Origin of the sequence: Mesorhizobium sp. M7A.F.Ca.US.008.03.1.1 (assembly GCF_003997495.1) — a bacterium.
Taxonomy (GTDB): domain Bacteria; phylum Pseudomonadota; class Alphaproteobacteria; order Rhizobiales; family Rhizobiaceae; genus Mesorhizobium.
In genome coordinates this window covers 1-11,262 of record NZ_RZRU01000047.1, presented here as the reverse complement: position 1 = coordinate 11,262, position 11,262 = coordinate 1, and the positions used below count along the sequence as shown (strand labels likewise).

11 protein-coding genes are annotated in these 11,262 nt (G+C 63.7%); 4 read left to right on the top strand and 7 right to left on the bottom strand.

Annotation, left to right across the window (positions count from 1 at the left end):
• The 6 genes from EOA16_RS32955 to EOA16_RS32265 form a co-directional block, all read right to left on the bottom strand.
• Positions 1-205: hypothetical protein (locus tag EOA16_RS32955; RefSeq protein WP_206517374.1), on the bottom strand; the 205-nt coding region annotated here is incomplete at its 3' end.
• Between the two features lie 128 nt (positions 206-333).
• Entirely contained in the window at positions 334-1,608 is a 1,275-nt protein-coding gene (locus EOA16_RS32295; protein WP_127261731.1) for a glycosyltransferase, read from the bottom strand.
• Between the two features lie 13 nt (positions 1,609-1,621).
• Positions 1,622-2,695 carry an ABC transporter ATP-binding protein gene (locus EOA16_RS32290; protein ID WP_127261730.1) on the bottom strand — a complete coding sequence of 358 codons (1,074 nt, stop codon included), beginning with the start codon at positions 2,693-2,695 and terminating at the stop codon, positions 1,622-1,624.
• The gene (locus EOA16_RS32285) at positions 2,692-3,483 is read right to left on the bottom strand and encodes an ABC transporter permease (RefSeq protein ID WP_127261729.1); all 792 of its coding nucleotides are present in this window, start codon (positions 3,481-3,483) and stop codon (positions 2,692-2,694) included. The genes EOA16_RS32290 and EOA16_RS32285 overlap by 4 nt, the downstream gene beginning before the upstream one ends.
• 183 nt (positions 3,484-3,666) lie before the next feature.
• The gene (locus EOA16_RS32275; protein WP_127261732.1) at positions 3,667-4,509 is read right to left on the bottom strand and encodes an ABC transporter permease; all 843 of its coding nucleotides are present in this window, start codon (positions 4,507-4,509) and stop codon (positions 3,667-3,669) included.
• Between the two features lie 234 nt (positions 4,510-4,743).
• Entirely contained in the window at positions 4,744-5,808 is a 1,065-nt protein-coding gene (locus EOA16_RS32265; RefSeq protein WP_127261726.1) for a spermidine/putrescine ABC transporter substrate-binding protein, read from the bottom strand.
• An 18-nt stretch (positions 5,809-5,826) separates the two neighbouring features.
• Between EOA16_RS32265 and EOA16_RS32260 the strand changes: the two genes are divergently transcribed.
• The 4 genes from EOA16_RS32260 to EOA16_RS32245 are packed head-to-tail and all read left to right on the top strand — an operon-like array spanning position 5,827 to position 10,970.
• Positions 5,827-6,987: a GntR family transcriptional regulator gene (locus tag EOA16_RS32260; protein WP_245456074.1), complete on the top strand. Its 1,161-nt coding sequence runs from the start codon at positions 5,827-5,829 to the stop codon at positions 6,985-6,987.
• A gap of 10 nt (positions 6,988-6,997) precedes the next feature.
• Positions 6,998-8,281, top strand: coding sequence for a glycosyltransferase (locus tag EOA16_RS32255; protein WP_127261724.1), 1,284 nt, complete (start codon positions 6,998-7,000; stop codon positions 8,279-8,281).
• Positions 8,282-8,286: 5 nt separating this feature from the next.
• Positions 8,287-9,666 carry a glutamine synthetase family protein gene (locus EOA16_RS32250; protein WP_127261723.1) on the top strand — a complete coding sequence of 460 codons (1,380 nt, stop codon included), beginning with the start codon at positions 8,287-8,289 and terminating at the stop codon, positions 9,664-9,666.
• Between the two features lie 2 nt (positions 9,667-9,668).
• Entirely contained in the window at positions 9,669-10,970 is a 1,302-nt protein-coding gene (locus tag EOA16_RS32245; RefSeq protein WP_127261722.1) for an FAD-binding oxidoreductase, read from the top strand.
• Between the two features lie 84 nt (positions 10,971-11,054).
• Here the strand turns inward: EOA16_RS32245 and EOA16_RS32950 are convergent.
• On the bottom strand, positions 11,055-11,262 hold a 208-nt coding region (locus EOA16_RS32950), incomplete at its 5' end, for a hypothetical protein (RefSeq protein WP_206517373.1).

Genomic DNA, 11,262 nt, shown 5'->3' with positions numbered 1-11,262 from the left:
ACAGGAACAGAAGTTCAGCAAGATTATGCCGCGCATTGATATCGCGCGGATCACGAACCTCTCGCAGGATAGACATAACAAACGGCACTGCGGCCTCCTCTGCAACGAGAAAGCCTCTCAAGAATCCCTCTTTTCCTGCTTGGCAAGTGCCAATCAACTTATCTGCGATTCCCCTGCCCTCAAGGGGGGAGATGGGCAGCTCCAAAGACGGTGCATCCCTTGTGAGCTCGGCGATTGGCGAAAGCCGTGGTGACAGCCGATCTCCCCCCTTGAGGGGGAGATGTCCGGCAGGACAGAGGGGGGCGCCTTGGCTCGGTATGCCAACCATCTCACTCACAGCAACCCCTCCAACAACCCGGCCGCTTTTTCCGGCCCGTTCTGCATCTGCATTTGCCCAGATGTCTTCGCCAGCTTGGCCTTCATCTTCGGATCTGTCAGGCAGGCCTCGATCTTGGCAACCACCTCGGCATCGCTCCAGTCGTAGCGCGGCATGCCGAAGCCGTGGCCGGTTTCTTCGACGCGGGTGGCGTTGTCGTGGCCGTCCCAGACATAGGGCATGATGATCGCCGGCTTGCCGAAATAGAGGCACTCGGTGAACGAGTTGTTGCCGCCATGGTGGATCACCGCATCGACCTGAGGGATAACCGAAGGCTGCGGGAACCAGCTGTCGACGATGACGTTGCTGGGCACGTCCGTATACTGGTCCTTGTAGCCGCCGACATTGACCAGCGCCCGGTAGCGCGTCTTGCCGAGCGTTGCGATGATGCGCTTCAGCAGATCGACATCGCCGGCGCCGAGGCTGCCGAAGGAGACATAGAGCAGCGGCCCGTCATTGTTTTTCGCGAAGGTCGGTACCGTGTACGGCTTCTCCTGCCGCACGCAGCCTTCCAGATATTGGAACCTGGCCGGGTCGAGCGGATGGCGGCGCTTGAATTTTGCCGCTTCGGGGTAGAGCAGCAGGTTCAGATAGGGCGAGGCCTCGAAGAACTGGCCGATCGGATAGGGCGCCTCGCCGTTGGCGGTGAGGAAGGCGTTGAAGTCGTCATGGATCGGCTTGATGACGGCGTTGAAATGGTCGCGGTAGCGCTGATGTCCAGCGTGGTCGTTTTCGCCGCAGCCGGAGAGATGCGGCGGTATGTCCTCATCTTCGATCTCGTTTTCCGAGCAGGAGATGACGCGCACCCACGGCTTGCCGTACTGCTTGATGGCCGGGAACAGGATGACGTTGTCGACGCAGATCACGTCAGGCTCGATGGCCGAGAGAACGCCCGGCAGGTCCTTTTGCGCCCATTTGGCGCTGTCGACGATCGCCGTCCAGCAATCCTTGACGTAATTGTCGACCTGGTCGTAGGGCGATTTGCGGAAGTTGGGGATGTGGCCGTTGATGAAATCCTCCCAGAATTTTGCCATCTGTTCGGGCGGCATCGGCTCCGACAGGTTCACCGGATGGGCCTCGAAGCCATAACCCTTGTAGACATCGACGAAGCCGGGGTCGGACAGGAAAACGGCCTGGTGGCCGCGCGCCTCGACTGCCTGGGCAATGCCGACAGAATTGAGCGCCGGGCCGTAGGCGGCTTCTGGAAAAAACGCGATCGTCTTCTGCGCCATAAAGCTTCTCCTGTCACTCTGCGAAAATTCTGACATCGGCGGCATCCCAGCCGAGTTCGACCTGGTCGCCCGACGAGACCGGCCGGCGGTCGGCGGCATCCGCGGTGACACGCACCAAGAAAGGCTTTGGCGATAGGGGCGTGCGGACATGCAGTTGCAGGTCGAGCCCCTGATAGGCGAGCGCTTCGACCGTGCCGGTGGTGCGGTTGGCGGTTTCACCCGATGGGAACAGCCGGATGCGTTCGGGTCGCACCGACGCGACAGCGGATGCGCCGGGCGAAAGCGTTGCGGGAACCTTGCCCGATATCCGAGCGCCATCTGCGGCTACAACCCCATCTGCGGCGGCTTTGCCCGGCACAAAATTCATCACGCCGATGAAGTCGGCGACGAAACGGTCGGCGGGATGTTCATAGATCGCGTGCGGGGTGTCGCATTGCAGCAGCTTGCCGTCCTTCAGCACCGCCATGCGGTCGGCCATGACGAGCGATTCTTCCTGGTCATGGGTGACGATGACGAAGGTGATGCCGACCTCGTGCTGCAGGCGCTTCAGCTCCAGCTGCATGGCGCCGCGCAGTTTCTTGTCGAGCGCGCCGAGCGGCTCGTCGAGCAGCAGCAGCCGGGGGCGCTTGACCAGGGCACGGGCGAGCGCGACGCGCTGCTTCTGGCCGCCCGACAATTGCTCCGGCTTGCGGTCGGCGAAGGGGACGAGCTCGGTCGTCGCCAGGATGGCGTCGACGCGGGAGCGGATCTCTGACGCCGGCAAACGTTCCATCTCGAGGCCGTAGGACACGTTGGCCCGGACGCTCATATGCGGAAACAGCGCGTAGGACTGGAACATCAGATTGACCGGCCGCTTGTTGGGTAGGGTTTTAGCAATGTCGCGACCGTCGAGCAGGATGCGCCCGTCATTCGGCGTCTCGAAGCCGGCCAGCATGCGCAGCAGCGTGGTCTTGCCGCAGCCGGATGGTCCGAGCAGAGCGAAGAACTCGTTCTCGCGGATGTCGAGCGAGATGCCGTCGACAGCCGTCACCCGGCCGAAATTCTTCGACACCTTGTCGATGGCCAGCAGCGTGCGCGGTTCGCTCATTGGCCTATGATCCCACGGTTGAGCCGCTGCGACAGGGTCAGCGCGGTGATCGAGACCGCCATGACGATGGTCGCCAACGCGTTGATCTCAGGCGTGATGCCGAAGCGGATCATGGCGTAGATCTGCATCGGCAGCGTGGTCGAGGCGCGCCCGGCGCCGGCGGTGAAGAAGGCGATGATGAATTCGTCGACCGAGAGCGTGAAGGCGAGCAGCGCCCCGGCGATCACCGCCGGCGCGATGACCGGCAGCGTCACCCGCCGGAAGGTGGTAATGGCGGAGGCGCCGAGGTCGGCGGAGGCCTCGACGATCGACCAGTCGAAACTCTTCAGCCGCGCACGCACCACCGAGCATACGAAGGCGAGGTTGAAGACGACATGGGCGAGGATGATGGTGTGCAGGCCCATGGTCAGGTTGAGCATGGAGAAGAACGAGAGCAGCGCGATTGCCAATACGATGTCGGGAATGATCATCGGCGCGAAGATCAGCGCTTCGAGGCCTTTCCCATATTGCCGGCGCATCTCGATGCCGATCGCCAGCAGGGTGCCGAGCAGGGTGGCGATCGCGGTCGAGATTAGCGCCACGATCAGCGTGTTGAGCGCAGCGGACAGGATCGCCGAATTGCCGGCCAGCGAGGCATACCATTTCAGTGAAAAGCCCGACCATGCCGTCGGCAGACCGCCTTCGTTGAAGGACAGCGCCGCCAGCACGGCGATCGGGATGTAGAGGAAGGCGAAGACGAGAACGAGGATCGTCCGCATGCCGAAACTGCGGGCAAAGGAATGGTTCATCGCTGCCCTCCGATAGCTTGGAGCCAAGGGAGCAAACAGCGTCCTTCTCCGCGGTCACGGGGAGAAGATGCCGGCAGGCAGATGAGGGGCAGCGCTGAGGGTCGCAAAGGCTGGCGCCGCCCCTCATCCGCCCCTTCGGGGCACCTTCTCCCCGTGAACGGAGAGAAGGGAAAGAAGGCGCGCTCAGCCATCGGTGCCTCCGCCGGCTTGCGTGACGTGACCCGAGGCGCGATTGGCGGCCAGCGCCTGCGCCATCAGTACCAGAAGCATGATGGCGATCAGCGCCATGGCGAGTGCCGCCCCGAAAGGCCAGTCATTGGCGGTCAGGAACTGGTCGTAGACGAGGTTGCCGATCATCTGGAAGCGGCCGCCGCCGAGCAGCGCCGGGGTGACGAAATTGCCGATCGACAGCACGAAGACGAAGACAGCACCTGCGGCAATGCCCGGCACTGTCAGCGGCAGGATGACACGCCGGAATGTGGTGGCTGCCGAAGCGCCGAGGTCGCGCGATGCTTCGGCGAGTTCCGGGTTGAGGCGCGACAGCGGCGCGTAGCAGGCGAGGATGACGAAGGGGAGGTAGTTGTAGACGAGACCGGCGATAACCGCGCCTTCGGTGTAGAGCATCGACGGCGGCTCGCCGGTATAGCCGAACCAGCGCAGCAGCTGGGTGATCAGACCCTCACGGTTGAGCAGCACGATCCAGGCATAGGTGCGGATCAGATAGTTGGACCAGAAGGGCAGCACGGCGAAGAACAGGAACACCGGCTGCCACCGGCGCGGGGCCGCTGCGATGGCGTAGGCGGCGGCATAGCCGATCACCACCGCGATCAGTGTCGCGGTGCCGGCGATGCGCGCCGAATTGAGGAAAATGCCGGCATAGAGCGGGTCGAAGACCAGGCCGAAATTCTCCAGCGTGAAGGTGTATTCGATGCCGCCATAGATGCCGCGCCGGAAGAAGGCGAGCGCCAGCACCAGCGCGCATGGAACCACCATCAAGGCCGCGAGCCAGGCCAGGGCCGGGGCCATCAGGAGGGAGGAGCGGGAGGGGCGAGTCACGCCGCACTCCCCTCTGCCCTGCCGGGCATCTCCCCCTCAAGGGGGGAGATCAGCAGTCCCAACGTCGCGCTCACCCCGATGCGTTGAAGATTGGCGAAGGCGATGCCACAGCCAATCTCCCCCCTTGAGGGGGAGATGGCCGGCAGGCCAGAGGGGGGCGATACGGAACGCAAGCTTAATTCCAAGATGCTGTTGGAATAGTCCCTACTGCGCGGCCTTGATCTCGCTGACGATCTTCGAATAGTCGCGCTGGGCGTCGCCGACGTCACGCAACTGCTCGAACTTGACGAGGTCGGCCACCGGCATCGCCATGTTGGGGAATTTGGCCAGGAAATCGGCCGGCAGGCTTTCCATGGCCGGCTTGTTCGGCACCTTGTAGTCGATGTTCTGCGCCGCCCAGGCGTGGTTCTTGGCGTCGAGCATGAAGTTGATGAATTGGAAGGCGGCGTCCTTGTTGGCGGAGGCCTTCATCACCACCATCGTGTCGACCCAGAGGTCCGAACCTTCCTTGGGAATGACGTATTTGATCTCGGGCTTTTCGGCGATGCCGTAATTGCACCAGCCGTCCCATGCCTGCACCATCAGCGCCTCGCCTGACACCAGCTTGGAATAGAAGGTGGTGTCGTCATAGGCGAGCAGGGTCTTCTTGGCCGAAATCAGAAGATCCTTGACCTCGGCCATCTTGGCCGGATCGGTTTCGTTGACCGAATAGCCCTTGTCGAGCTGCCCGGCAGCCAGCAGCCAGCGGTCGGTTGCCAGCATGGTGGTCTTGCCCTTCAATTCGTCGGAGGGCGCGAGCAGGTCGCTCCAGCTGGTCGGTGCGACCTTCATCAGGTCCGAGCGATAGCAGAGGCCGGTGGTGCCCCAGGTGTACGGGACCGAAAATGCATTGCCGACATCGTGCGGCAGCTTGGTTGCTTCCGGATAGAGGTTGGCGAGGTTCGGTATCTTGGTGTGGTCGATCGGCTCGGTCAGGCCGAGTTTGTTCAGCACCTCGGCGAAGGGCGAGGAGACAAAGACCACGTCATAGCCCTTGCCGCCGGCGGCAATCAGCTTGCCCATGATCTCCTCATTGGTGGCATGCACCACCACTTCGCCGGACACGCCGGTCGCGGTCTTGAAGGCGGCCATGGCGTCGGGTGCCATGTAGCCGTCCCAGTTGGAAATGACGAGGTCGGCAGCCAGCGCCGGCGCGGACAGCGCCAGGGCCAGGCCAAGTGCGATCGAAGATGTTTTCAGCGCACGGCGCCGCAGGCTGGTAGCGGTCATGACAGACTCCCATTCCGGTTGATCGTCGAATTGCATTCGCCGGACCAACGCTCGCGACCATGCCGCCGCCTCGATCCTGTTCCCTCGGTCTTTTTTCTCGCCGATTGCCTTGACAGTACTATTGCAGAAAAAAGTACGTCAATCCATAATTTGTCAAGCGACCGTCGAATCTGGCCGATTGCGTCCGTGCGGGCGATCGGTCAAATCGAGGCGGTCATCTCGTTTTCCTCTGGACCAGTCATGCAAGCCGCAGCCCGACGACCTCGCACCAACCATCTCGATCTGGCGCAGCGCATCCTGGATGTGGCGCGGCAGCGCGGTTTCGAGCCCGGCGCACGCTTGCCGGAGCAGCAGATCGCCTCCCTGTGCAACGTCTCACGCACGCCGGTGCGGGCGGCACTCGGCCTGCTCGCGGAGCGGGGCGTCGTACGCTGGGAGGCGGATTCCGGGTATCATCTGGCCATTGACCTCACCGCGCAGGCTTCGGTCGCCACGGAACTGCCAGCTGCCGAGGAGGACGAGCTGGCCGAGGCGATCCTGCGCGACCGGTCGGCGCGGCGGCTGGACCAGACGGTGACCGTCGCGGGGCTGATGCGGCGCTACAGTGCCGAGCGCAAGACGGTACTAAAAGCGTTGAACAAACTGACGGATGAAAATCTGCTGGACCGTGCGCCTGGCCAGTCCTGGCTGTTTCGGCGCACCCCCGACGATCCGGAGGCGCAAGGTGACAGCTATGAGTTCCGCTTGCTGCTGGAGCCCGCGGCCATCCTGACGCCGGGTTTCCGGCTGGATGGCGCGCGGGCGGCGGCTTTGCGCCAGGGCATGGAAGCGCTGGTGGCAATGCCGGACGCTACATTCGACACACGCGAATTCCAGCGGCTGGACATCGATTTTCACGGCATGCTCGCCGAAGGCTGCGCCAACCGCTTCGTCGCCGACGCGCTGGCCGATCACCTCAGGCTGCGCCGATTGCCGGGCATCTATGCCGGCGTCAACGTCTTCCGCTTGCGGCAATCGCTGCGCGAACACCTTGCTATACTCGACCATCTTGAAAGCCTGCAGTATGAGGTGGCTGCCGATCTGCTTCGCATCCACCTGCGGCTCTCCCGCAACCAGCGACCGCAAGCGGCCAGTCGCGGGGCGCCCGCCCTGTTCGGCATGATCAGCCGGCCGGATTGACGAGGATTAATTGACGCGTAAAGCCAGCCCGACCATCGCGCTGTTTCCCGAAGCAAGCTTCGGCGCGGCGTTGAATTGCGTCGGCATCGCGCAGGCATTGCGTGCCAAGGGAGCCCGGCCGGTCTTCATCTGTCATGCCGGCTTCTCCGGCGTCTTTGCCGACTATGGTTTCCAGGAATATCAGCTGCCGACCGACGAGCCGCTGAGCGACAGCGAACGCCAGAGTTACTGGCAGGCCTTCGTGCGCCGGCACCTGCCGCATTTCAGGCTGAGCCCGATCGACCAGCTGGAAACCTACGTCGCGCCGACCTGGCAAGCGATCGTCGACACCGCGGTCAACGCCGAGGCGCCGCTGCGCCAATTGCTGGCGCGGCTGAAGCCGGATGCGGTGGTGCTCGACAATGTCATCATGTTCCCGGCGATCGCCGCCGCCGGCTGTCCCTGGGTGCGCGTCGTCTCCTGCGCCGAGACCGAGCTTCCGGATGCCAATGTGCCGCCCTATCTGTCGGGACTTGGCGCCGACGACCCGCAACGCGCGGCGTTCGAAGCCCGCTATCTCAGCGCCTCAGCACCGGCGCATGATCGCTTCAACCGCTTTCGGGCGGATGCCGGCCTGGCGCCGCTGCCGAAGGGTCTGTTCCTGGAGACCTCACCCGACCTCAATTTGCTGCTGACGCCTTCGATCGTGCGCCGCGAGCGCGCCGTGCCGCTCGACCCCGCGCGCTTCGTCTATCTTGAAGGCTGCGTGCGTTCGGAAGGGCCGTTCGAGGTGCCGGTGTTTCCGCGCAATGGCGGGCCGCTGGTCTATGTCAGCTTCGGCAGCCTGGGCGCCATGGATGTCGGCCTGATCGAGCGGATGCTGGCGGTGTTCGACAGGCTGCCCGCCCGCTTCATCGTCAACGCCGGCGGCCTGCGCGACGCCTATCGCGCGGTGCCCGACAATGTCTATCTCGACGCCTGGTTTCCGCAGCCCTCGGTGGTGGCGAAATCGGATCTGTTCATCCATCACGGCGGCAACAACAGCTTTTGCGAGGCGCTCCGCTTCGGCGTGCCGTCACTGATCATGCCCTATTGCTGGGACGGACACGACAATGCGCGCCGCGCCGGAGAAACCGGCGTCGGTGACCATATCGGCCGTGACGCCTGGACCGAAGGAGTGTTGGAGAAAGCCATTCTCGGCCTGCTGGCCGACGATGCCATGCGCGCCCGCCTCAGGGACAATGCAGCCCAAATGGCGCTGAAACCTGGAACGGATGTGGCCGCGCAAGCCATACTCTCTCTGATGCGGACATGAACGAAATGCCTGACAATAACACGAATATCTCGCTCTCCGGCGGCAACGATGCCAAGGCCTGGCTGGCCAGGCACGGCATCAACGAAGTCGAGTGCCTGGTGCCCGACATGAATGGCGTCCTGCGCGGCAAGGCGTTGCCTACGGCCAAATTCCTCCAGGCGCTTGAAGACCGCGCGCTCTATCTGCCGAGCAGCGCTTTCCTGGTCAGCATCGACGGCCGCTATTCCGGCTCGATCGACGAGGGCTTTGCCTATTCGGATCCGGACATGCGCATGGTGCCTGATGTATCGACGCTCTGCCTGGCGCCGGGTGCCGCTCCCGGCAAGGCCTATGTCTTTGCCGATGCCTTCCATATGGACGACCGGCCCTGGATGGCCGCGCCGCGCCATGTGCTGCGCGCCGTCCTCGACCTCTACGCCAAGCGCGGCTGGCGGGCGGTGGTGGCGCCCGAGTTGGAGTTCTATCTCACCGCGCCCAATCCCGATCCGGACCAGCCGCTGACCGCGCCGGTCGGCGCCAACGGCCGCGCCGAGACCGTGCAGCATCCCTACGATATGGCCGGGCTCGAGGCGTTCGAGCCGGTGATCCGGCGCATCTACGACTATGCGGCGGCGGCCGGCCTGCCGCTCGACACGCTGATCCACGAATCGGGTACGGCGCAGCTCGAGATCAACTTCCTGCATGGCGATGCGCTGCCGCTGGCCGACAAGGTGCTGCTGTTCAAGCGGCTGACGCGCCAGGCCGCGCAGCAGAGCGGCATGCACGCGACCTTCATGGCCAAGCCGATTGCGGCCCAGGCGGGAAGCTCGATGCATCTGCACATGTCGGTCATCGACGAGGCCGGCAAGACGCTGTTTGCCGGCAGCGACGATGCCGACACCGCAATGTTCGGCCATTTCATCGGCGGCCTGCAGAAGTATGTCCCGGAAATCATGCCGCTGTTTGCGCCCAACGTGAACTCGTTCCGCCGCATAAGGCCGAACCACAGCGCGCCGGCCAACATCGAATGGTCGCATGACAACCGTTCCTGCGGATTGCGCGTGCCGGCTGGTGGGCGCGCCGCTCGGCGGGTCGAGAACCGGCTTCCGGGTGCGGATTCCAATCCTTACCTGGCGATCGCCGGCTCGCTCCTCACCGGCTATCTCGGCGTCGAACAGAAACTGGCGCGCTCGGCCGAGGCGTCGGGCAATGCCTACAAGATCAAGAGCACGCTGCCGAAAACCATGGAGGAGGCGCTCGACCGTTTCGAGGCTTGCGGCCCGGTGAGGGAACTGCTCGGCGAGGATTTCTTCCAGACCTATCTGCGCGTCAAGAGTGTCGAGCTCGATCTGTTCCAGGGCGTGGTGACGAGCTGGGAACGCGACCACCTTCTGCTGAAGGTGTGATCATGGCTTCCAGTTCAACGGGTTTCAATTCGGGCCTCGACATCGGTAAATCTTTCTATGTCGCCACCGCCAATCCGGCGCCGGACTCTCCGGCGTTGGTCGGCGATGTCGAAGCCGATGTGGTGGTCGTCGGTGGTGGCTGCACCGGTCTGTCCGCCGCCCTTCACGCCGCCGAGCGCGGGTTGAAGGTGGTGCTTCTCGAAGGCGGCAAGATCGGCTGGGGCGCATCGGGCCGCAATGGCGGCCAGATGATCCCCGGCCTGCGCAAGGGCGCCAAGGGACTGGTCAAGCTCTACGGGCCTGAGCGGGCGAAGGCGCTGTTCGATCTTGCCTTCGAAGCACGCGGCCTGGTGCTCGGCATCATCGAGCGCCACGCCATCGATTGCGATCTCAGGCTGACCGGCCATCTCGTCGGCGCGGTCAATAGCTCCGACCTCAGGGATCTGGAAGAAGAGGCCAAGTGCCTTGAAAGCGTGATGAAGTTTGGTGACGTCGAGATCCTGTCGGCGGCTGAAGCCCGAGCCAAGGTCGACACGTCATATCATGGCGCGATGTACGAGCCGCTTGGCGGCCACATGCACCCGCTGAACTACACGCTCGGCCTCGCCCGCGCCGCGGTTGCTGCCGGCGTCACCATCCATGAGAATTCGGTCGCCGTGCGGCTGGAGCGCGAGCCTTCTATCCGGGTCTCGACGGCAAAGGGATCGGTGCGTGCAAAACATGTCGTGCTGGCGGGTGACGCTCTGCTCAATGGGCTGGAGCCGCGCGTCAACAGCCGCATCATGCCGGTCGGCAACTACATCGTCGCCACCGAGCCGCTGGAGGGCAAGCGCAATGTCATCCCGGCCAATGTCGCGGTGTCCGACACGCGCTTCGTCGTCAACTACTACCGGATGTCGGCGGATGGACGGCTGCTGTTCGGCGGCGGCGAGCGCTACACGCCGTCACCGCCGGCCGATATCGCCGGCTTCGTGCGGCCGCACATGGAAGCCACCTTTCCCCAGCTCAAGGGCTGCCGCATCGATCATGCCTGGGGCGGGCTTGTGTCGGTGACGACGTCGCGACTGCCGCATGTCGGGCACTATGGCGAGGTCTATTTCGCGCATGGCTATTCCGGCAAGGGCGTCATCCTGTCGACGCTGTCCGGCAAGCTGCTGGCCGAAGCGATCACGGGTGACGCTTCGCGGCTGGACCTGTTTTCGATGCTGACCCCGATGCCGTTCCCTGGCGGCACAGCGCTGCGCGGTCCGCTCTATGTGCTGGGGATGCTTTGGTACGCGATGAGGGATCGCATCAAGCATTGAGGGGACATCAGCTCGTCATTTCCGACCTTGGCGGGACAGCGCCCCCCTCTGTCCTGCCGGACATCTCCCCCTCAAGTGGGGAGATCAGATGCCGCAAGCGCTTTCGCCAATTTTCACCGTCGAAGAAAAGGCGATGGAGCCGACGCTACCAATCTCCCCCCTTGAGGCAGGGGAATCGCAGATAAGTTGATTGTGTATTGCCAAGCAGCAGAAGAAGGATTCTTGAGAGGCTTTCTCGAAGCAGAGGAGGCTGTGATGCCGTTGGTTTTGTCGATCCTGCGAGAAGTTCGCG